Origin of the sequence: Burkholderia sp. RF4-BP95, from assembly GCF_001521985.1 — a bacterium.
Lineage (GTDB): Bacteria > Pseudomonadota > Gammaproteobacteria > Burkholderiales > Burkholderiaceae > Burkholderia > Burkholderia diffusa.
In genome coordinates this window covers 1-20,239 of sequence record NZ_LOSX01000072.1, presented here as the reverse complement: position 1 = coordinate 20,239, position 20,239 = coordinate 1, and the positions used below count along the sequence as shown (strand labels likewise).

Here is a 20,239-nt window from a genome sequence, read left to right as displayed (position 1 = left end):
GCGCCACATCCGGCAGCCGGCACGGTAGAATAGCGGCAACCTGTTGGATAAGCAATTGCGGGGGCAGGGTGCGAACGGCACCCCGGGCTTGCCGCGATCGATCTAAAACTCCCGGCAAGTTCGGCGATTCGTCTGACTATATCGCCCTTCTGCCGGGATTTTTGCAAATCGGGTCGGAAGATTTTCCGCCGCTGCGATTGTTTCTCCAACAGGTTGCGCAAGACGCGCCGCGCCTTTTTGCAAGCGCCCGCGTCCGAGCCCACTTGCGCAATCGAGCATTTTTTTCACACTTAGGGGCTTGTATGACTAACGCAGCAAACGTCGCAAAGGACCAGGCGTATGTAATCCCGTTCGAGCAGTTGCGGATGACCGATGTGGAGATCGTGGGCGGCAAGAATGCGTCGCTCGGCGAGATGATCAGCCAGCTTTCCGAAGCAGGCGTTCGCGTACCCACCGGTTTCGCCACGACCGCGCTCGCATTCCGTGATTTCCTCAAGCACAACGATCTGACCGATCGCATCGCCAAGCGTCTCGAGTCGCTCGACATCGACGACGTGAAGGCGCTCGCCGAAGCCGGTGCCGAAATCCGCAAGTGGATCGTCGATGCGCCGCTGCAGGCACGTCTCGAGCAGGAAATCCGCGCACAGTTCGAAATCCTGAAGAACGGCTCGCCGGGCGAGCTGTCGTTCGCCGTGCGTTCGTCCGCGACCGCGGAAGACCTGCCCGACGCGTCGTTCGCCGGCCAGCAGGAGTCGTACCTGAACGTCGTCGGCATCGACGACGTGCTCGACCGCATGAAGCACGTGTTCGCGTCGCTGTACAACGACCGCGCGATCTCGTACCGCGTGCACAAGGGCTTCACGCACGCGGAAGTCGCGCTGTCGGCCGGCGTGCAGCGCATGGTCCGCTCGGACGTCGGCGCGGCCGGCGTGATGTTCACGATCGACACCGAATCGGGCTTCAAGGACGCCGTGTTCATCACGTCGAGCTATGGCCTGGGCGAAACCGTCGTGCAGGGCGCCGTGAACCCGGACGAGTTCTACGTGTTCAAGACGACGCTCGCGCAGGACAAGTACCCGATCATCCGCCGCTCGATCGGCTCGAAGCTGATCAAGATGGAATTCACGCAGCCGGGCGAGCCGGGCCGCGTGAAGACGGTCGACGTGCCGCACGAGCAGCGCAACCGCTACTCGATCACCGACGAAGACGTGATCGAGCTGGCGAAGTACGCGGTCATCATCGAGAAGCACTACCAGCGTCCGATGGACATCGAGTGGGGCAAGGACGGCCGCGACGGCAAGATCTTCATCCTGCAGGCGCGTCCGGAAACGGTGAAGAGCCAGGCGACCGGCAAGGCCGAGCAGCGCTTCAAGCTGAAGGGCCAGTCGCAGGTGCTGGCGACGGGTCGTGCGATCGGCCAGAAGATCGGCGCGGGCCCCGTGCGCGTGATCCAGGATCCGTCGGAAATGGAACGCGTGCAGCCGGGCGACGTGCTGGTGGCGGACATGACCGACCCGAACTGGGAGCCGGTGATGAAGCGTGCGGCGGCGATCGTCACGAACCGTGGCGGCCGGACCTGCCACGCGGCGATCATCGCGCGTGAGCTCGGCGTGCCGGCAGTCGTCGGCTGCGGCGACGCGACCGACATCCTGAAGGACGGCGCGCTCGTCACGGTGTCGTGCGCGGAAGGCGACGAAGGCAAGATCTACGACGGGCTGCTCGAGACGGAAGTCACGGAAGTGCAGCGCGGCGAACTGCCGGAAATCCCGGTCAAGATCATGATGAACGTCGGCAACCCGCAGCTCGCGTTCGACTTCTCGCAACTGCCGAACGGTGGTGTTGGCCTCGCGCGTCTCGAGTTCATCATCAACAACAACATCGGCGTGCACCCGAAGGCGATCCTCGAGTACCCGAACATCGACCAGGATCTGAAGAAGGCGGTCGAGAGCGTCGCGCGCGGCCACGCGTCGCCGCGCCAGTTCTACGTCGACAAGCTGACGGAAGGCGTCGCGACGATCGCCGCGGCGTTCTATCCGAAGCCCGTGATCGTGCGTCTGTCCGACTTCAAGTCGAACGAGTACAAGAAGCTGATCGGCGGTTCGCGCTACGAGCCGGACGAGGAAAACCCGATGCTGGGCTTCCGCGGCGCGTCGCGCTACATCGCCGAAGACTTCGCGCAGGCGTTCGAGATGGAGTGCCGTGCGCTGAAGCGCGTGCGCGACGAGATGGGCCTGACCAACGTCGAGATCATGGTGCCGTTCGTGCGGACCGTGAAGCAGGCGGAGCGCGTCGTCGGCCTGCTCGAGAAGTTCGGCCTGAAGCGTGGCGAGAACGGCCTGCGCCTCGTGATGATGTGTGAAGTTCCGACCAACGCGATCCTTGCCGAAGAGTTCCTCGAGCACTTCGACGGTTTCTCGATCGGTTCGAACGACCTCACGCAGCTCACGCTCGGCCTCGACCGCGACTCGGGCATGGAACTGCTGGCCGTCGACTTCGACGAACGCGACCCGGCCGTCAAGTTCCTGCTCAAGCGGGCGATCGATACCTGCCGCAAGATGGGCAAGTACGTCGGCATCTGCGGTCAGGGCCCGTCCGATCATCCGGACTTCGCGCAATGGCTGACCGACGAAGGCATCGTGTCGATCTCGCTGAACCCGGACACGATCATCGATACGTGGCAGGCGCTCGCCAACCGGAAGTAACGGTCGGTAATGGCCGTTCGGCGCAAGTGCGGTACCGCCGCGCTTGCGTTGAAGGCAAAATGCAAGGTTCGTGTTATAAACACCCCGGTAAGCACCGGGGTGTTTTTGTTTGTCGGTACGTAACGGGGTGACCCGGCCGACCCGGGCGTGCCGGTCGCGTCCGCTTGCGGCAGCGAAGAATATAGTGAGCGTACGGGACCGTTTTTCTGGAGACCACAATGATGTCGGGGCATCTGTTCTGGTGGGTCGCGGTGGGTGTGCTGGTCGTGGCCGAATTGCTCACGGGCACGTTCTACCTGCTGATGATTGCGCTCGGTTTTCTCGCGGGCGGATTGCTGCAACTGGCCGGTTTCGCGCCGCACGTGCAGTTTGGCGTGGCCGCCGTGGTCGCGATCATCGCGATGATCGTGCTGCGCCGCTCGGGGCTCGGGCGCAAGCAGAAGCGCGACACGTCGACGAATCCCGACGTCAATCTCGATATCGGCTCGACCGTCACGGTCGACGCGTGGCATGACGGCCACGCGCGCGTGCAATACCGCGGCGCCGACTGGGACGTCGAACTCGCGCACGGCGAGCGCGACGACGTGCGCGTGTATCAGGTACGCGCCGTGCGCGGCAACTGTCTCGTGGTCGTAGCGAAACCCGCGGGCTGATCGTCCGCTGATACAACAAGGAGAGAACATTTCATGGATTCGCTGATCATCTGGGTCGTCCTGCTCGTCATCGCCATTGTGATCGTGTCGAAGACGGTGAAGATCGTGCCGCAGCAGCATGCGTGGGTGCTCGAACGCTTCGGGCGCTATCACGCGACGCTGTCGCCCGGTCTCAATATCGTGCTGCCGTTCGTCGACCGGATCGCCTACCGGCACGTGCTGAAGGAAATTCCGCTCGACGTGCCGAGCCAGGTCTGCATCACGCGCGACAACACGCAACTGCAGGTCGACGGCGTGCTGTACTTCCAGGTGACCGATCCGATGAAGGCGTCGTACGGATCGAGCAACTTCGTGCTCGCGATCACGCAGCTCGCGCAGACGACGCTACGGTCGGTGGTCGGCAAGCTCGAGCTCGACAAGACCTTCGAGGAACGCGACTTCATCAACCACAACATCGTGTCGGCGCTCGACCAGGCTGCCGCGAACTGGGGTGTGAAAGTGCTGCGTTACGAGATCAAGGACCTGACGCCGCCGAAGGAAATCCTGCACGCGATGCAGGCACAAATCACCGCCGAGCGGGAAAAGCGCGCGCTGATCGCCGCATCCGAAGGCCGCAAGCAGGAGCAGATCAACCTCGCGTCGGGCGCGCGCGAGGCGGCGATCCAGAAGTCGGAAGGCGAGCGGCAGGCCGCGATCAACCAGGCGCAGGGCGAGGCGGCCGCGATTCTCGCGGTGGCAGAGGCGAACGCGCAGGCCATCCAGAAGATCGCGAACGCGATCCAGTCGCAGGGCGGGATGGATGCCGTGAACCTGAAGGTCGCCGAGCAGTACGTCGGTGCCTTCTCGAACCTCGCGAAACAGGGCAATACGCTGATCGTGCCGGCGAACCTGTCGGATCTCGGCACCGCGATCGCGTCGGCGCTGACGATCGTCAAGAACGCGACGCCAGCCGCGGTCGGAAAGGGTTGAGCGCACGCGCGGCTCGGTGAGCCGTCCGGCCGTTGCGTGCGGCCGGCATGCGGCGAAACGTCGCGCCATGGAATCGCGATCCTGCTCGCATGACGATAAGCGGCGCAGGGTTTCATCAGGAACCGTGCGCGGCTGCTCGATCGTCGCATCGACGCATCGCGGCTCACAAAAGCACACGGCCCGCTTCGAGCGGGCCGTGTCGTTTGCGATGCGGGATGTTGCGCGTCAGGTACCGGCGCGCATGATGCGGGCCTTTTCGCGCTCCCAGTCGCGTTTCTTCTCGGTTTCGCGCTTGTCGTGCAGCTTCTTGCCCTTCGCGAGCGCGATGTCGCATTTCACGCGACCGCCCTTGTAGTGGAAGTTCAGCGGCACGAGCGTGTAGCCGCGCTGCTCGACCTTGCCGATCAGTTTCTTGATTTCGTCGCGATGCAGCAGCAGCTTGCGCGTGCGGACCGGATCGGGCTTGATGTGCGTCGAGGCTTCGGGCAGCGGGCTGATGTGGGTGCCGATCAGGAAGATCTCGGCGTTCTTGACCACGACGTAGCCTTCCTTGATCTGGCCGCGCCCGGCGCGCAGCGCCTTGACTTCCCAGCCCTCGAGCACGAGCCCCGCCTCGTAGCGTTCCTCGATGTGATAATCGAAGTGCGCTTTCCTGTTGTCGATGATGCTCATGAAAGGATCGGGCCAACTCGTTTAAAATCACGATTTTAGCAAAGCGGGGCGGGAATCGCCCGGCTTGCGTTCTTACCTCGAGCGATGCCGCGCGATTTATGGCAGATGTCCAGAAAACCGTATTGATCCGTCATTCGGCGGAACAGATGTTCGACCTCGTCACCGACGTGGCCGATTACCCCAATTTCCTGCCCTGGTGCGGCGGCGTCGAGATTCGCCGTCAGGACGACAGCGGGATGGAAGCGCGCATCGACATCAACTTCAAGGGCATCAAGCAGCATTTCGCGACGCGCAACACGCAGCAGCGCCCGACACGGATCGACATGGAGTTCGCGGACGGCCCGTTCCGGAAGTTCACGGGTTCGTGGCGCTTCATCCCGCTGCGCTCCGATGCATGCAAGATCGAATTTGCGCTGCACTACGAGTTCTCGAGCATCCTGCTCGAGAAGATCATCGGGCCGGTGTTCAGCCATATCGCGAACACGTTCGTCGATTCGTTCGTCAAGCGCGCCGACCAGCGCTACGGGAAGGGGTGACGCGATGCTGTCGATCGAAGTCTGTTACGCGCTGCCGGATCGTCAGACGCTGATTCCGGTGTCGCTGCCCGAAGGCGCGACCGTGCGCGCGGCGATCGATGCGAGCGGCGTGCTCGCGCTGCACCCGGAAATCGACCTCGTGCACGCAAAAACCGGCGTGTTCGGCAAGCTCGCGCCGCTCGACGCGCCGCTTGCCGATCATGATCGTGTCGAGATCTACCGCCCGTTGATCGTCGATCCGAAGCTCGCGCGCCAGCGGCGCGTCGACAAGACCCGCCGCGAGGGCTCCATCGAGGGCCGCAAGTGGATGCACAAGGACGCGCGCTGACGCGTCGCGCCAGCATCGCTCCATTTCCTTTTGTCCCGATTCGTCAGACCAGGCTCGCACGCGCTCAGTGGGCCGTGATGTTCGCGTTCGCGGCTGCACGGCCGGGCGTGTCGCCGCTCGCATGCGTGTCGCCGTGCCGGCGCACCGACCCGTACACGCCCGCCAGCAGCAGCGCGAGCGCCGCGATCTCGAGCACGCGCGGCATCCGGTGGTCGTAGACGAATGCGTAGAGCATCGCGAACACGGTCTCGAACACGATCAGCTGGCCGGACAGCGTGAGCGGCAGCCGCTTCGATGCCGCGTTCCACAGTCCGTTGCCGAGCCACGACGCGCCGATCGCGAGCGCGAGGTTCAGCAGCCAGAACAGTTGCCAGCGCGATGCCGGGACTGCCGCCTGGACCGTGCCGGCCGGCAGCGCGAGGATCGCGAGCCAGCAGAGGCCGCCGATCAGGCCCGTCACGACACCCCACAGCACCGACCATTCGTTGCCGCCGAAATGATGGTGGCGCTGCAGGTAGCGCGTGTTCGCGACCGCGTACCAGGTCCAGCTCGCGAGCGCGCCGGTTGCGCACGCGATGCCGGCGAGCTTCTGGCCGAGCGTCGTCGCATGTGCGGCTTCCGATGTGAACAGGTCGACGTTGATGCAGACGATGCCGGCGATCACCAGTGCGAGCGGGGCGACGAGGCGCCGCAGCGGCATCGCGCCTTGGTCGCCGAGGCCGGCGAGCGTGACGGTCACGGGCAGCACGCCGACGATCAGCGAGCTGGGCGCGATGCCGATCAGATGCACGGCGCCGGACAGCAGCATGTAGTACGCGACGTTGCCGATCAGCGCGAGCTTCGCGAGCGCGACGATATCCTCGCGCGTAAGCCGCACGAGCAGCGAACGGGCAGCCGGCAGTGCCGCCGCCAGCGACACGAGGCCGTACATCGCGTAGCGGCCCGCGCTCAGCAGCAGCGGCGAGAAGTCGGTCATCAGCCGCGGCACGAGAAAGACCATCCCCCACAACGCGCCCGCAAGGACGCCATACACTACACCGCGCTGCATCGACTGCTCCGAACGAATGACTGACGAGCGCGCATCTTAACGACGGCGGCGCGACAGCGTCTTGTTCATTTCTGCACTCGCGGAGCGGGCGAAATTCGGGATCGGCCGGGAGCGCCATCGCGATTCGTTCCGGCGTTGACCGGAGATGGCGGCGGGCCGGGTGGCCCGTCGATGATCGGCCATCAGCGCTCGACCGGCTCGGATGCCGCCGCACCGTCGCCCTCCGCGCGTGCTCGCGCAGGGCGCCGCACGGCGCGCAGCTTGCCGCTGTTGCCGCCGCCGCAGTAGAAGAGGTCGCGACCGTCGGATTCCACCCCCGACACGCCGACACCGGGCGGCATGTCGACCTGTTCGAGCACCTGGCCGGTGCGCGGGTCGATCCGCCGCAGCGCGCTCTCGTCCGCTTCCCAGGTGCCGTGCCACAGCTCGCCGTCGACCCACGTCACGCCGGTGACGAAGCGGTTCGACTCGATCGTGCGCAGCACGGCGCCCGATTGCGGATCCACCTGATGAATCTTGCGCTCGCGATACTGGCCGACCCACAGCGTACCTTCGGCCCACGCGAGCCCCGAATCCGCGCCGCCGCCGGGCGCGGGGATCGTCGCGAGCACGCGGCCCGAATCGGGATCGATCTTCTCGATGCGGTCCTCGACGATCTGGAACAGATGACGCCCGTCGAACGCGGTGCCTGCGTGCGCGGCGACGTCGAGTGCGCGCACGGTCGTGCCGCGTTCCGGGTCGAGCGCGTTCAGCTTGTCGCCGGACGCGAACCAGACGCGCTGTCCGTCGAACGTGACGCCGTGCACGCCGTCGACGCCCGGAAACGGGCCGTATTCGCGGAGGATGTCTGCGGTGGAGCGTTTCATGTCTGTCACCTCGTCGTTGGTGTGCCCATCCTAGTCGCCCGGCAGCGGTGCGGGGAGTAACAAGGTCGTCGCGAATCCGGGTAGCGGCGGCGTCATCCAGCGGCGCGCGCGACCGCGGCCGAGCGCCTGCACCTTGTCCGCTTCGGCGAGCGCATCGAGCGCGCGCTGCACGGTGCGCTGGCTCGCGCCAAGCGCGAGCGCCAGCGCGGAGCTCGACCATGCCTCGCCGTCCGCGAGCAGCGCGAGCACGGCCGCATGGCGATCGTCGACCGGACGCGCGAGCACGACGGTCTCGCGTGGGCCGAGCGGCTCGAGCGCGAAGCCGCGCGGCGTCGCGGTGACGTTCGCGAGCGGGCGCAGCATCGCGCGCAAGCGGCCGATCTCGACGCGCAGGCGTGCGCGATGCGATTCGTCCGCGTGTCTCGCGCGAAACGCCGCGGCGACGAGCGCGTTTCTCGACACGTCGCCGGGCCACGCCTCGCCCAGCGCGCGGGCGAGCACGAACAGCACCGGGCGGCGCGTGAGCGACACGGTCGTGCGTGCGTCGCGCACGGCGTGGCGGCATGCATCGACGACCAGCGCATTCGATTCCAGCAGCGCCTCGACCTCGTCGAGCAGCACGAGCCGCGACGCACCGCGCGCGATGAGCCGCGCGGCCGGCGTATCCAGCATGCGTGCGGCCGTCTCGACTTCGGCCGTCAGCGCGGCGATGCCGGCGTCCCGTGCGGCCGCGCGGGCACGGGCGAGTGCCGTGCGCGCGAAGTGCGGGCGGATGCGGCGCATCGCGATGCCGGCCGCGATCAGTTCGTGGGCCGCGCGCGATGCGGCCGGCAGTGGTGCGGGATCGAGGTTCGCGAGCTGCCGTTCGGCTTCGTCGACGTGCCCGATCAGCAGCAGTCGGCGCACGCCGAGATAGCGCGCATGCGCGGCGTTCGCGCGGTCGCCGTGTGCGTCGAGCGTCGCGCAGGCGGCTTCGAGGGCGCGCGACGGCCAGCCGAGGTCGCGGGACGCCAGCGCGATTTCGGCTTCCGCGACGACGCAGCGCGCCCGCGCGAGCGCTTCCTTCGCGCCGAACGCGCGTGCCGCGCCGCGCACGAGCGCCCGCGCGCGCTCGAAATCGCCGAGCTGCGCCATCGCGATGCCGCGCAACGCGAGCGCGGGCGCGTCGCCGCGCAGTGCGACGCGGTTCAGCGCGCCGAGCGGGTCGCCCGCCGCGAGCGCCCGCGCGGCGGCCGTGATCAGCGAATCCATCCGAATCCCGACACAGTTGTCACTCCCTCCGGTCCGATGCCCGGCCCTAATCTAGCACCACGCACACGGCAGAGGCGCCGTGCCCGGATATCCATCGAAAGGAGGAACCTGCAATGACGAACCATCTCACCGGAACGCGCGCCGAATGGCTGACTGCGCGCCGCGCGCTGCTCGATGCGGAAAAGGCGTTGACGCGGCAAAGCGACGAACTCGCGCGGCGGCGCCAGGCGCTGCCGTGGGTGCGCGTCGACAAGGCCTACCGGTTCGACACCGAGGACGGCCCGGCGACGCTCGACGACCTGTTCGGCGGCCGTTCGCAACTGCTCGTCTATCACTTCATGTTCGGCCCCGACTACAAGGCCGGCTGCCCGTCGTGCTCGGCGCTCGCCGACGGTTTCGACGGTTTTGCGGTCCACCTCGCGAACCACGACGTGACGCTCGCGGCGGTGTCGCGCGCGCCGCTCGCGAAGCTGCTCGCGTACCGGCAGCGGATGGGCTGGCACTTTCCGTGGGCGTCGTCCGACGGCGGCGAGTTCAATTTCGACTTCAACGTGTCGTTCACCGAAACGCAGCAACGCACCGGCGACGTCGAATACAACTATGCGCGGGCCGGTCACGCGATGGACATGGACCCGCCGCCGGCGGCCGTCGCCCAGTTCGCGGCGACCTGCGGCACCGACGCCGCCACGTATGCGCGCGACCGGCCCGGGATGAGTGCGTTCGTGCGCGAGGATGGCGTCGTCTATCACACGTATTCGACGTACGCACGCGGGCTCGACGGGCTGTGGGGGATGTATCAGTGGCTCGATCGTGCGCCGCGCGGGCGCAACGAGACGGGCGTGTGGTGGCGCCGCCATGACGAGTACGCGCGCGGCTGAGCGCGGGCCGGCGAGCGGCGGGAGCGGGCAATGAGCGCCACGACGAAACCGGCTGCGCCCGGCGCGCCGGGCGGTGGCCGGCGGGCATTCGGCGCCGCGCTCGTCGCGGTATTTGGCGCCGGCGTCTGGGCGACGCTCGCGCAGCACGCATCGATGGACGCGATGGGCGGCATGCCGATGGCGGGCGGCTGGACGTTGTCGGCTGGATGGCTCCGGCCGTGCGGATGGGAGGCAGGGCGCGCGTTCGCCGCGTTCGCAGGCATGTGGGGCGCGATGACGGTGACGATGATGCTGCCGGTGCTGGCGCCGGTGCTCTGGCGATACCGGCGGAGCCTCGGCCTGTCGGGCGAGACGCGCGCGGCATGGTTGGTCGCGGTCGCGGGCGCCGGTTATTTCTCCGCGTGGATGGCGCTCGGCGCGCTGGTGTTTCCAGGCGGCACCGCGCTGGCGGCGGTCGCCGCGCGGTTGCCCGCGCTCGCCGTCGCGATGCCGTTCGCGTCCGGCACGGTCGTGCTCGGCGCGGGCGTGCTGCAGTTGTCCGGCTGGAAGGCGCGCCGGCTCGCTTGCTGCCGGCATGCACCGGACGACGCATGTGCGCGGCGGGCCGGAGCCGCGGCCGCGGTTGCTTGGTGGTACGGCGTGCGAACCGCGCTACGTTGCGGCGCCTGCTGCGGGAACCTGATGGCCGTTGCCCTGGCAGCCGGCATGATGGATCTACGCGTGATGGCCGTCGTGACCGGGGCGATCGCCGCCGAGCGGCTGGCGCCGGGCGGCGAACGCGTTGCCCGGATCGTCGGCGGCGGCGCGATCGGTGTCGGCGTGGCGATGATTGCGCGCGCCGCGGCCGGGCTGGTCTAGTGCCGCCCGGGGCCGCAGGGATGTGCCGAGCGGGGCTGGCCGAGGCCCCGCCGGCAGGGCCGCCGTCGCGCGGCCACGACGTGCGATCGGCCCGATTCCGGCCGCCTGCGCGAATGGGGCGATGCGGGGGTGAAACGAAAGGCGATCGAAAACGAACCGAACGGCGATCCGAACGATTCGGCCCCCAAACGCTTGAAAACGCCTAACCCGTTGTTCGTGTTGTGAAAATTCGCAGCGCTTCGCGTATAATTCGCTTTTGCGCCCATAGGATTTGCCATGCGTCTGATCCAAAAAGCACTCACTTTCGATGATGTGCTCCTCGTTCCCGCCTTCTCCGACGTTCTCCCGCGCGACACCAGCCTGAAGACCAAGCTGACCCGCAACATCTCCCTGAACATGCCGCTCGTGTCCGCCGCGATGGACACGGTCACCGAAGGTCGCCTCGCGATCGCGATGGCGCAGCAGGGTGGTGTGGGCATCGTCCACAAGAACCTCACGCCGGCCGAGCAGGCCCGCGAGGTCGCGAAGGTCAAGCGTTTCGAATCGGGCGTCGTGCGCGACCCGATCACGGTTCCGCCGCAGATGAAGGTGCGCGACGTGATCGCGCTGTCGCGTCAGCATGGCATCTCGGGCTTCCCGGTCGTGGAAGGCCCGCAACTCGTCGGCATCGTCACGAACCGCGACCTGCGTTTCGAATCGCGCCTCGACGAACCGGTCAAGTCGATCATGACGCCGCGCGAGCGCCTCGTCACGGTCAAGGAAGGCACGCCGCTCGCCGAAGCGAAGGCGCTGATGCACAGCCACCGCCTCGAGCGCGTGCTGGTCGTCAACGACGCGTTCGAACTGCGCGGCCTGATGACCGTCAAGGACATCACCAAGCAGACCGAACACCCGGATGCGTGCAAGGACGAACACGGCAAGCTGCGCGCAGGCGCGGCGGTCGGCGTCGGCCCGGACAACGAAGAGCGCGTCGAGCTGCTGGTGCAGGCCGGCGTCGACGTGATCGTCGTCGATACCGCGCACGGCCACAGCAAGGGCGTGCTCGAGCGCGTGCGCTGGGTCAAGCAGAACTTCCCGCACGTCGAGGTGATCGGCGGCAACATCGCGACGGCAGCCGCCGCGAAGGCGCTCGTCGAATACGGCGCGGACGCGGTCAAGGTCGGCATCGGCCCGGGCTCGATCTGCACGACGCGGATCGTCGCGGGCGTCGGCGTGCCGCAGATCAGCGCGATCGCGAACGTCGCGGAAGCGCTGAAGGGCACCGGCGTGCCGTGCATCGCCGACGGCGGCGTGCGTTTCTCGGGCGACGTGTCGAAGGCCCTCGCGGCCGGCGCGAACGCGGTGATGATGGGCAGCATGTTCGCGGGCACCGAAGAGGCGCCGGGCGACGTGTTCCTGTATCAGGGTCGCCAGTACAAGTCGTACCGCGGCATGGGTTCGGTCGGCGCGATGAAGGACGGCGCGGCAGACCGCTACTTCCAGGACAACTCGGCGAATATCGACAAGCTCGTGCCGGAAGGCATCGAAGGCCGCGTCGCATACAAGGGTTCGGTCAACGCGATCTTGTTCCAGCTGGTCGGCGGCGTGCGCGCGAGCATGGGCTACTGCGGCTGCCGCACGATCGACGAGCTGCACGACAAGGCCGAATTCGTCCAGATCACCGCGGCGGGCATGCGCGAGTCGCACGTGCATGACGTGCAGATCACGAAGGAAGCACCGAACTACCACGTGGACTGATCGCCGATGAAACCGTTGCTGCGAGCCGTGCTGATCGTCGATGCCGTGCTGCTGCTGGCGTTCGGCGTGCTGTTCGTGCTGACGCCCTGGCAGGCGCTGTTCAACGCGCTGCAGCTGGCGAACATCCAGCCGGCGATGCTCGGCCAGGCGTTCGGCATCGCGCTGCTCGGCCTCGCGTGGCTCGCGTTCCATGCGGCGGTCAACGGCGATCTCACGGCGCCCGTCGCGCGTACGGTCGGCCATGTGAACTGGCTGATCGGCGTGCTGGCGGTGGTGTGGTCGTTCGGCACCGGCAACGGTCCCGCGCTCGCGGCCGCCGGCCGCGTGCTGTCGACGATGGCCGGTGTCGCGCTGATCGTGCTCGGTGTCGGCGGCGTACGCCTCGCCTCGGCCGTGCGGCGGCGCGAGAAGGCGCAGGCGCTCGAGGCCCGGGACGCGCAGCGTCCGGCCGCACCGGCGCCGGCCTCCGCCCCGCAGCAACGGGTCGAACCGGTCGTCGGCCGTCCGGCGGCGCCGTCGGCAGCCACGCCGGCCGAATCCGACCGATTGTCAGGCAGCGTCGCGTTCGACGCCCGCCCGCCGTCGCAGGATTGACCGGCGATGCGTCGCGCGAGCCGCCTGCCGCCCGACGCCGTTGTCCATGCTATTGACGCAGCGCTTCATGCGCTGCTTTTCTTATTCTCTTCATCCTGTCCGCAGCCATGCACGACAAAATCCTGATTCTCGACTTCGGTTCGCAAGTCACCCAACTGATCGCGCGCCGCGTGCGCGAAGCGCACGTCTACTGCGAAATCCATCCGAACGACGTGTCCGACGACTTCGTCCGCGAGTTCGCGCCGAAGGCGGTGATCCTGTCGGGCAGCCATGCGAGCACGTACGAAGACCACCAGCTGCGTGCGCCGCAGGCCGTGTGGGATCTCGGTGTGCCGGTGCTCGGCATCTGCTACGGCATGCAGACGATGGCCGTGCAGCTCGGCGGCAAGGTCGAGTGGAGCGACCATCGCGAATTCGGCTACGCGGAAATGCGCGCGCACGGGCATACGCGCCTGTTCGACGGCATCGAGGATTTCAAGACGGCCGAAGGCCACGGGATGCTGAAGGTCTGGATGAGCCACGGCGACAAGGTTGCCGAGCTGCCGCCGGGCTTCGCGCTGATGGCGTCGACGCCGAGCTGCCCGATCGCCGGCATGGCCGACGAGGCGCGCGGCTACTACGCGGTGCAGTTCCACCCGGAAGTCACGCACACGGTGAAGGGCCGCCAGATCATCGAACGCTTCGTGCTGCAGATCGCCGGCGCGAAGCCCGACTGGATCATGAAGAATCACATCGAGGAAGCCGTTGCGAAGATCCGCGAGCAGGTCGGTGACGAGGAAGTGATTCTCGGCCTGTCGGGCGGGGTGGATTCGAGCGTCGCGGCGGCGCTGATCCATCGCGCGATCGGCGACCAGCTCACCTGCGTGTTCGTCGACCACGGCCTGCTGCGCCTGAACGAAGGCAAGATGGTGCTCGACATGTTCGAGGGCCGCCTGCATGCGAAGGTCGTGCACGTCGACGCGTCCGAGCAGTTCCTCGGCCATCTGGCCGGCGTGACCGATCCGGAAGCGAAGCGCAAGATCATCGGCCGCGAGTTCGTCGAAGTGTTCCAGGCGGAAGCGAAGAAGCTGTCGAAGGCGAAGTGGCTCGCACAGGGCACGATCTATCCGGACGTGGTCGAGTCGGGCGGCACGAAGACGAAGAAGGCGACGACGATCAAGAGCCACCACAACGTCGGCGGCCTGCCGGAAACGCTCGGCCTGAAGCTGCTCGAGCCGCTGCGCGACCTGTTCAAGGACGAAGTGCGCGAACTGGGCGTCGCGCTCGGCCTGCCGCCGGAGATGGTGTACCGCCATCCGTTCCCGGGCCCGGGCCTCGGCGTGCGGATTCTCGGCGAAGTGAAGCGCGAATACGCGGACCTGCTGCGTCGCGCGGATGCGATCTTCATCGAGGAACTGCGCGGCACGACCGCCACTGCGCAGGACGCGGCAGCGGGCCTGTGCGGCGAGGCCGACGTCGGCAAGACCTGGTACGACCTGACGAGCCAGGCGTTCGCGGTGTTCCTGCCGGTGAAGTCGGTCGGCGTGATGGGCGATGGCCGCACGTACGACTACGTGACGTCGCTGCGCGCGGTGCAGACCACCGACTTCATGACCGCGCACTGGGCGCACCTGCCGTACGCGCTGCTCGGCCGCGCGTCCAACCGGATCATCAACGAGGTGCGCGGGATCAACCGCGTGGTATACGACATCTCGGGCAAGCCGCCGGCGACGATCGAGTGGGAGTGAATTGACGTCCTTCGAGGACTATCGTCAGCCATCGAAAAACCGACGTAACGTATTGATTTAGAGAAAAATACGTCACGGCAGCTATCGGTGGCTATCGCCCGCCAACAGAAAAAGTTGACGGTAGAGCTGACGGTAAAAATCGAGGCGGGATTAAGACGCTCTCGTTCACTATTCAGACTTTTACCGTCTTTGACGGTAAAAGCCTTCTCAGGAAAGCTTGTTTTATGCGGCTTTCCGGGCATCAACAGGTCTCCAGGTCCTTGACGGTAAAGCCTGACGGTAAAGCCGTCAAAAGCCAGAGGAAACCTAGATGCTGACCGACGCTGCACTACGAAATCTGAAGCCTAAATCCAAGATTTATAAGGCTTCTGACCGGGACGGGATGTACGTGACGGTATCGCCCAGCGGTACTGTCACCTTCCGCTACGACTACCGCCTCAACGGACGCCGCGAGACGCTGACCCTCGGGCGCTACGGTCCCGGCGGCATCTCACTGGCGATGGCGCGCGAACTGCTCCTGGACGCGCGCAAAGCTGTGCTGAAGGGCATCTCGCCTGCGCTCGAAAAGCAACGCGAAAAACGCCGGGTGGTCGCCATCAAGACCTTCGGTACGGCGATGGAGACGTGGCTGGCCAATGCACGATTGGCAGACAGCACGCGTGCTATGCGCAAGCACATCATCGACCGGGACATCTTGCCGGTCTTCCAGAACCGCCTGCTGACCGAGATCCAGGCCGAAGACCTGCGAGCCTTGTGCAACAAGGTCAAGGAACGCGGGGCGCCCGCCACCGCGGTTCAGATTCGGGACATCGTGAAGCAGGTCTATGTCTATGCCATCGCACACGGCGAAAAGGTGGACAACCCCGCTGACAGCGTGGGAGCGGCCTCGATCGCCACCTTCGTTCCGAAGGATCGCGCCTTGTCGCCGCTGGAAATCCGACTGTTTGTACAACAGATGGAATCGGTTGCGACCTATCCGACCATTAAGCTGGCGCTGCGCCTGATTTTGCTGACGCTGGTGCGTAAGAGCGAACTGATTCAGGCTACTTGGGATGAGGTCGATTTCGAGAGCAAGACCTGGACGATTCCGAAGCAGCGGATGAAGGGGCGCAATCCGCACGTGGTCTATCTGTCGAGCCAAGCGCTCGACATCTTCGTGACGCTACACGCCTGCGCCGCCGGCTCAAGATTCGTTTTTCCCTCTCGTTACGACCCAGAGCGGTGCATGTCAAATGCAACCTTGAATCGGGTCACGCAGCTCGTGGCGGAGGCGGCAAAGACGAAAGGGTTGCCACTGCAACCGTTCACTGTCCATGACCTGCGACGTACCGGCTCGACGTTGCTGAACGAAATCGGCTTCAATCGCGACTGGATCGAGAAGTGCCTGGCGCACGAGGACGGGCATTCCTCGCGCTCGGTCTATAACAAGGCCGAATACGCGGAGCAACGGCGCCACATGCTGCAAGAGTGGGCCAACATGGTCGATGCTTGGGGCGGCGGGCAGGCCTATGTGCCGAAGCTGATGCCGGAGAACGTGGTGGTCCCGGCGTTGAGCGCGATGGCGTGATTGGACGAGAGCTGCTGTCCAGCTTCATTCCTCACTCGAACCCGCCCGAACAGGGCGGGTCTTTCGTAGGTAGACATCTGGCTTCGAGACGCTGCCGCGACGATCTTGCTTGCGTTGCTCGATCCACGCTTCCACTTCTGCCAAGTCCCACACAACGCAGCGCGGCGTCAGGTTGAAGCGGCGCGGGAACTCGCCGCGGCGCTCCATTTCGTAGATCGTCGTTTCCGCCAAGGGAACGATCTGCCGCAGTTCCTGGCGGCGGATGGTACGACGGTAGGGAAGGGGATTGCGCTTCGGGAACTGCGGCAACTCCTCGTAGGCTTCCGTGCCCGGCACAGGAAGATGCTGGCCGGTGTCGATGCCAGCTGCGCTGGATACTGCTTGCGGTAGGTGTTCCACATCGGACTCCATGAGTACACGCATGGAGGCATGGTGAGGTTCAATACCTATCGGGACAACTTGCTGTAGCGTGGTACGGCGAACTTGGAGCAATCTTGATCTCAATTGCTATGCCGAAAATCCGAAATGGCGTCGGGGCGCATGGCATCCGCCATCGCGCAGCAACCGACATCGCTAATGCCGGTGTTCCCATCAAGGTCGGAGAGTGGCGTGACTGCGACGAGACCGTCACCATGTTCACGACTCGTGTGCATACCGAGGATAATTCCGTGCGGGCGGCAGCCGGCAAGGTTGCTAATCAGCGGCGAGATACTGTCGACAGCCGAGCACCGGCCACACCAGCGACGGTAGTCCCTGCAACTGTGGACGGTGAGGGCAACTACCACCCATACCGGCACCGAAAGGAAAATGGTCGTAACGTGCCGCTAGGAAGCAAACGCACAAAATCTTCACCCAAGGAGGTGGCCGCATGAGCCCACGGTCGTCCAAGCCAGCATCGAGTCGTGCCAAGACTGCGAAATCGACTGCCGAGATCACAGTACAGAGCTACGCAGCCTTCGTCGGTGACCTGAAGAGCCGGATTTCCGAGGCCCGTCATCGCGCTAGCCTGTCGGTCAATCGCGAATTGATCCTGCTTTATTGGAGCATTGGCCGCGACATTTTGATTCGGCAGGAGCGGGAAGGGTGGGGTGCCAAGGTTATCGACCGACTGGCCGTCGATTTGGGCCAGGCATTCCCCGAAATGACTGGGCTTTCGGCCCGAAACCTCAAATATATGCGTGCCTTCGCCGATGCCTGGCCTGACGGCGAATTTGTGCAACAGGTCGTTGCACAATTGCCCTGGGGGCATAACGTCAGCCTTCTCGATACCGTCAAGGCGCCCGAGGAGCGCGCATGGTATGCACAGCAGGCCATCGAACACGGCTGGAGCCGTGCTGTCCTTATCCACCAGATAGAGAGCAAATTGTTCGCTCGCCAGGGCAACGCGCTCACGAACTTCTCGCGGACGTTGCCCGCTGAACAGTCCGAGCTTGCCCAGCAACTCCTCAAAGACCCCTATACCTTCGACTTTCTCGCCCTTGGTCCCGATATGCTGGAGCGCGATCTCGAACGTGGTCTGATTGAGCACTTGCGCGCGCTGATCCTCGAACTTGGCAAAGGCTTTGCCTTCGTTGGCAGCCAATACCATCTTGAAGTCGGCGGCCAGGACTATTACCTCGATCTTCTCTTCTATCACCTGCGATTGCGTTGCTTCGTCGTGATTGAGTTGAAGATCGAAGAGTTCAAGCCCGAGTTTGCCGGCAAGATGAACTTCTACCTCTCGGCCGTCGACGATCAGCTTAAGCACAAGGACGATCAGCCGACCATTGGCATCATCCTGTGCAAAGGGCGTAACGAAGTGATCGTCGAATATGCTTTACGCGATTCGAGCAAGCCGATGGGCGTTGCCCAGTACATGCTCTCCCCAGCACTGCCGCCGCAGTTGCAGCAGGCACTGCCAACCGCCGAGGAATTTGCACGCGAGTTTCCGCTGATGTCCGTTGTCAAGTTGCGAATTGAGATCGAGCGGATCTTACGGGATATCCTATCTGACAACGGCCTTGCTTCGGCGGCGCCCGCCGGCATTGGCAATATGCTGCGCGAATTGCATCAACGTGGCCTCGCACCGGCCAGTACTGAACGCTTTCTTGGAGCCCTTCGCGTCATGAATGCGGCCGTGCATGGCGTGGATGTAGACGCTGTGGGCGCGGAGCAGGCCGTGGAAATTGGCACGGCGTTCCTAACGGAACTTAGAGGCATGCGGTGACGACGCGAATTACCCCTTTCGACTCCCAGCACCTCCAAGCAGTCTGCCAAGTGCTGGCGGACACGGTGCATGGGCTCACGGGCACACAAATCGAGCGTTTGCTGCAGGAGATCAATGTCGCTGACGTATCACCAGGCATCACCAAATGGAAGCGATTATTCAATGCCTTGGCGGCAGCGCAGAACCAGCACCAGGTCGGCAACCACCTCATCATGTTCATCAATCGAGCGATGAATCCCGTGAGCTATGCCCGCGATACGGGAACGTTCGCTTGGCGGCGAGACGAACTCAATGTTGTGCTGGCCTTCTCTGGTTTTTACGTGCGCGAGGATGGCAAGGTTGGCCATGCCGACAAGGCAACGACCTTGGATGCGGCCCGCGCACGCGCCGGGCGACTCAAAGCTGCGCTGGAAAGCCGGACGGTTCATGAGGAAGTGTTGAGCTACTGCCGTGCCGAATTGCTCGACGAAAACTACTTCCATGCCGTCTTCGAGGCGACAAAAGGTGTCGCTGAGCGGATTCGTACGCTGTCGGGCCTGAACGGTGATGGCGCAGACCTGGTGAACAAGGCATTTGCGGGTCAGCAGCCCGTCTTGGTGTTAGGGCCGCTCATCACAGAGTCCGAGAAAAGCGAACAGAAAGGCTTTGCGAATCTTCTGATCGGCCTGTTCGGGGCCGTGCGCAATCCATTGGCCCATGCACCCAAGACGAACTGGCCCATGTCCGAGCAAGATGCACTCGACATTCTGACCCTGGTGTCGTTGATTCATCGCAAGCTGGATCGCACACAGAAGGCTATTCCATTACCGTAGTGAGGAAATCCCATCTATGGGTCTTCCACGTATCGAATTACCTGCGCGGCAAGAGCCGCTCTTGATGCCTTGGCCGGTGCAAGGCAATCCAGGTGGCTTCATTCAGTTCAACCACGCTGATCAATGGCGCATGTTCATCGCCAGCCTAGACATGGACGCTCGCATTCCAGATGTTGTGCGCCTGAAATACGCCCGAGCGCAGAAGCTCTATTTGCTTGGCTGGATCGACACCGACTTAATCAAGGCCGGCGAGCTGGTCGCTCTGACCACGCTGGAACTCGCGCTAATGGATCGCTATGGGACCAAGTTCAAGACACGAGAGCGGACGTTTGCCGCCGTGCTCAAGCATCTAGTGGAGGTCGACGGTTTGACTGACGCGCAAATACCTGTTGTCGCCCGCTGTGGCGGTAGTGCGATCGGTCAACTAGTCGGCACGGTGAAGCCGACATTAGCGCAACGCAGAAATGCGATGGCCCACGGTGACCCATTCGATGGGTTCCCGGTCGGTGGCCTTCTTGAATTGGTGCGCGACCTGATTACGTTCGCTTATCGCAGTTTCATCGCAGAATACCGCCAAGGAGTAACCGGCTAGGACGCTGGCTACTCCGTTTGGTTGTTTCATTGCTCGGGCCAGTTTTCCGGCACAAGCGCCGGGGCTTGGTCCACGGCTGTTCTACCAGAATCAAACAATCGAGTACCTCTCTCTAAAATTCACTGGCTGCTGCAACACGAGCACTAGGCCAATCATGGAGACCACCGTATGCGGTCTTTTAACGACGCCCATCAGAGGTTGGGAGTGGCAGGCATGCTCCATGGCATGAGGGCGGCATAGTCG

Annotated in this window: 20 protein-coding genes; 15 read left to right on the top strand and 5 right to left on the bottom strand. The window is 64.7% G+C overall.

Features of this window, described 5'->3' with window-relative positions; genetic code table 11:
- The first annotated feature begins 302 nt into the window (after positions 1 to 302).
- From ppsA to WS46_RS24105, 3 genes are all read left to right on the top strand, one after another.
- Positions 303 to 2,702 (top strand): phosphoenolpyruvate synthase, encoded by a 2,400-nt coding sequence (gene ppsA, locus WS46_RS24115; protein WP_059529348.1) that lies wholly within the window; start codon positions 303 to 305, stop codon positions 2,700 to 2,702.
- Between the two features lie 218 nt (positions 2,703 to 2,920).
- Entirely contained in the window at positions 2,921 to 3,355 is a 435-nt protein-coding gene (locus WS46_RS24110) for an NfeD family protein (protein ID WP_059691994.1), read from the top strand.
- Positions 3,356 to 3,388: 33 nt separating this feature from the next.
- On the top strand, positions 3,389 to 4,324 hold the full coding sequence (locus WS46_RS24105) for an SPFH domain-containing protein (RefSeq protein WP_059529353.1): 936 nt from the start codon (positions 3,389 to 3,391) through the stop codon (positions 4,322 to 4,324).
- Between the two features lie 225 nt (positions 4,325 to 4,549).
- On the opposite strand, the gene smpB is transcribed toward WS46_RS24105, so the two are convergent.
- Complete coding sequence (smpB, locus tag WS46_RS24100) at positions 4,550 to 4,996, bottom strand: SsrA-binding protein SmpB (RefSeq protein WP_050012888.1); 447 nt, start codon at positions 4,994 to 4,996, stop codon at positions 4,550 to 4,552.
- A gap of 98 nt (positions 4,997 to 5,094) precedes the next feature.
- Here smpB and WS46_RS24095 point away from each other — a divergent pair, with 98 nt between their 5' ends.
- A complete protein-coding gene (locus tag WS46_RS24095; RefSeq protein WP_059529356.1) occupies positions 5,095 to 5,532 on the top strand; it encodes a type II toxin-antitoxin system RatA family toxin in 438 nt (145 codons plus the stop codon).
- A 4-nt stretch (positions 5,533 to 5,536) separates the two neighbouring features.
- Positions 5,537 to 5,860, top strand: a complete 324-nt coding sequence (locus tag WS46_RS24090; RefSeq protein WP_059691993.1) for an RnfH family protein — start codon at positions 5,537 to 5,539, stop codon at positions 5,858 to 5,860.
- A 64-nt stretch (positions 5,861 to 5,924) separates the two neighbouring features.
- Here the strand turns inward: WS46_RS24090 and WS46_RS24085 are convergent, their stop codons facing one another.
- From WS46_RS24085 to WS46_RS24075, 3 genes are all read right to left on the bottom strand, one after another.
- Positions 5,925 to 6,908 (bottom strand): DMT family transporter, encoded by a 984-nt coding sequence (locus WS46_RS24085; protein ID WP_059691992.1) that lies wholly within the window; start codon positions 6,906 to 6,908, stop codon positions 5,925 to 5,927.
- Positions 6,909 to 7,090: 182 nt separating this feature from the next.
- Positions 7,091 to 7,774, bottom strand: a complete 684-nt coding sequence (locus WS46_RS24080; protein WP_059691991.1) for a glutaminyl-peptide cyclotransferase — start codon at positions 7,772 to 7,774, stop codon at positions 7,091 to 7,093.
- A 30-nt stretch (positions 7,775 to 7,804) separates the two neighbouring features.
- Positions 7,805 to 9,025: a hypothetical protein gene (locus WS46_RS24075; protein WP_059691990.1), complete on the bottom strand. Its 1,221-nt coding sequence runs from the start codon at positions 9,023 to 9,025 to the stop codon at positions 7,805 to 7,807.
- A 113-nt stretch (positions 9,026 to 9,138) separates the two neighbouring features.
- On the opposite strand from WS46_RS24075, the gene WS46_RS24070 reads away from it, so the two are divergent.
- The 6 genes from WS46_RS24070 to WS46_RS24045 all read left to right on the top strand — a co-directional run bounded on the left by WS46_RS24070 (position 9,139) and on the right by WS46_RS24045 (position 16,386).
- Positions 9,139 to 9,903 (top strand): DUF899 domain-containing protein, encoded by a 765-nt coding sequence (locus WS46_RS24070; protein WP_059691989.1) that lies wholly within the window; start codon positions 9,139 to 9,141, stop codon positions 9,901 to 9,903.
- Between the two features lie 30 nt (positions 9,904 to 9,933).
- Positions 9,934 to 10,761 (top strand): DUF2182 domain-containing protein, encoded by an 828-nt coding sequence (locus WS46_RS24065; RefSeq protein WP_059691988.1) that lies wholly within the window; start codon positions 9,934 to 9,936, stop codon positions 10,759 to 10,761.
- A 276-nt stretch (positions 10,762 to 11,037) separates the two neighbouring features.
- Positions 11,038 to 12,498 carry an IMP dehydrogenase gene (gene guaB, locus WS46_RS24060; protein WP_059464274.1) on the top strand — a complete coding sequence of 487 codons (1,461 nt, stop codon included), beginning with the start codon at positions 11,038 to 11,040 and terminating at the stop codon, positions 12,496 to 12,498.
- A gap of 6 nt (positions 12,499 to 12,504) precedes the next feature.
- Positions 12,505 to 13,092, top strand: coding sequence for a hypothetical protein (locus tag WS46_RS24055; RefSeq protein ID WP_059691987.1), 588 nt, complete (start codon positions 12,505 to 12,507; stop codon positions 13,090 to 13,092).
- Positions 13,093 to 13,199: 107 nt separating this feature from the next.
- Positions 13,200 to 14,819, top strand: coding sequence for a glutamine-hydrolyzing GMP synthase (guaA, locus tag WS46_RS24050; protein ID WP_059529378.1), 1,620 nt, complete (start codon positions 13,200 to 13,202; stop codon positions 14,817 to 14,819).
- Between the two features lie 310 nt (positions 14,820 to 15,129).
- Positions 15,130 to 16,386 (top strand): tyrosine-type recombinase/integrase, encoded by a 1,257-nt coding sequence (locus WS46_RS24045; protein WP_059691986.1) that lies wholly within the window; start codon positions 15,130 to 15,132, stop codon positions 16,384 to 16,386.
- Positions 16,387 to 16,410: 24 nt separating this feature from the next.
- Here WS46_RS24045 and WS46_RS24040 read toward each other — a convergent pair whose 3' ends face one another.
- The gene (locus WS46_RS24040) at positions 16,411 to 16,797 is read right to left on the bottom strand and encodes an AlpA family transcriptional regulator (RefSeq protein ID WP_059691985.1); all 387 of its coding nucleotides are present in this window, start codon (positions 16,795 to 16,797) and stop codon (positions 16,411 to 16,413) included.
- An 83-nt stretch (positions 16,798 to 16,880) separates the two neighbouring features.
- Between WS46_RS24040 and WS46_RS35610 the strand changes: the two genes are divergently transcribed.
- The 4 genes from WS46_RS35610 to WS46_RS24025 are packed head-to-tail and all read left to right on the top strand — an operon-like array spanning position 16,881 to position 19,996.
- Entirely contained in the window at positions 16,881 to 17,258 is a 378-nt protein-coding gene (locus WS46_RS35610) for a hypothetical protein (protein ID WP_156443177.1), read from the top strand.
- Positions 17,255 to 18,592: a YhcG family protein gene (locus WS46_RS24035; RefSeq protein WP_059691984.1), complete on the top strand. Its 1,338-nt coding sequence runs from the start codon at positions 17,255 to 17,257 to the stop codon at positions 18,590 to 18,592. Before WS46_RS35610 ends, WS46_RS24035 begins: the two co-directional genes overlap by 4 nt.
- Before the next feature lie 50 nt (positions 18,593 to 18,642).
- Positions 18,643 to 19,404, top strand: coding sequence for a TIGR02391 family protein (locus tag WS46_RS24030; protein ID WP_257130049.1), 762 nt, complete (start codon positions 18,643 to 18,645; stop codon positions 19,402 to 19,404).
- 16 nt (positions 19,405 to 19,420) lie between these two features.
- On the top strand, positions 19,421 to 19,996 hold the full coding sequence (locus tag WS46_RS24025) for a hypothetical protein (protein ID WP_059691982.1): 576 nt from the start codon (positions 19,421 to 19,423) through the stop codon (positions 19,994 to 19,996).
- Positions 19,997 to 20,239: the final 243 nt, after the last annotated feature.

Coding starts and splice junctions, on each gene's coding strand:
- WS46_RS24025 (WP_059691982.1), top strand. CDS start 19,421: ATGGGTCTTCCACGTATCGAATTACCTGCGCGGCAAGAGCCGCTCTTG.
- WS46_RS24075 (WP_059691990.1), bottom strand. CDS start 9,025: ATGGATTCGCTGATCACGGCCGCCGCGCGGGCGCTCGCGGCGGGCGAC.
- smpB (WP_050012888.1), bottom strand. CDS start 4,996: ATGAGCATCATCGACAACAGGAAAGCGCACTTCGATTATCACATCGAG.
- WS46_RS24035 (WP_059691984.1), top strand. CDS start 17,255: ATGAGCCCACGGTCGTCCAAGCCAGCATCGAGTCGTGCCAAGACTGCG.
- WS46_RS24080 (WP_059691991.1), bottom strand. CDS start 7,774: ATGAAACGCTCCACCGCAGACATCCTCCGCGAATACGGCCCGTTTCCG.
- WS46_RS24085 (WP_059691992.1), bottom strand. CDS start 6,908: ATGCAGCGCGGTGTAGTGTATGGCGTCCTTGCGGGCGCGTTGTGGGGG.
- WS46_RS24105 (WP_059529353.1), top strand. CDS start 3,389: ATGGATTCGCTGATCATCTGGGTCGTCCTGCTCGTCATCGCCATTGTG.
- WS46_RS24045 (WP_059691986.1), top strand. CDS start 15,130: ATGCTGACCGACGCTGCACTACGAAATCTGAAGCCTAAATCCAAGATT.
- WS46_RS24070 (WP_059691989.1), top strand. CDS start 9,139: ATGACGAACCATCTCACCGGAACGCGCGCCGAATGGCTGACTGCGCGC.
- WS46_RS24095 (WP_059529356.1), top strand. CDS start 5,095: ATGGCAGATGTCCAGAAAACCGTATTGATCCGTCATTCGGCGGAACAG.
- WS46_RS24040 (WP_059691985.1), bottom strand. CDS start 16,797: ATGGAGTCCGATGTGGAACACCTACCGCAAGCAGTATCCAGCGCAGCT.
- WS46_RS24055 (WP_059691987.1), top strand. CDS start 12,505: ATGAAACCGTTGCTGCGAGCCGTGCTGATCGTCGATGCCGTGCTGCTG.
- guaA (WP_059529378.1), top strand. CDS start 13,200: ATGCACGACAAAATCCTGATTCTCGACTTCGGTTCGCAAGTCACCCAA.
- guaB (WP_059464274.1), top strand. CDS start 11,038: ATGCGTCTGATCCAAAAAGCACTCACTTTCGATGATGTGCTCCTCGTT.
- WS46_RS24110 (WP_059691994.1), top strand. CDS start 2,921: ATGATGTCGGGGCATCTGTTCTGGTGGGTCGCGGTGGGTGTGCTGGTC.
- WS46_RS24090 (WP_059691993.1), top strand. CDS start 5,537: ATGCTGTCGATCGAAGTCTGTTACGCGCTGCCGGATCGTCAGACGCTG.
- ppsA (WP_059529348.1), top strand. CDS start 303: ATGACTAACGCAGCAAACGTCGCAAAGGACCAGGCGTATGTAATCCCG.
- WS46_RS24065 (WP_059691988.1), top strand. CDS start 9,934: ATGAGCGCCACGACGAAACCGGCTGCGCCCGGCGCGCCGGGCGGTGGC.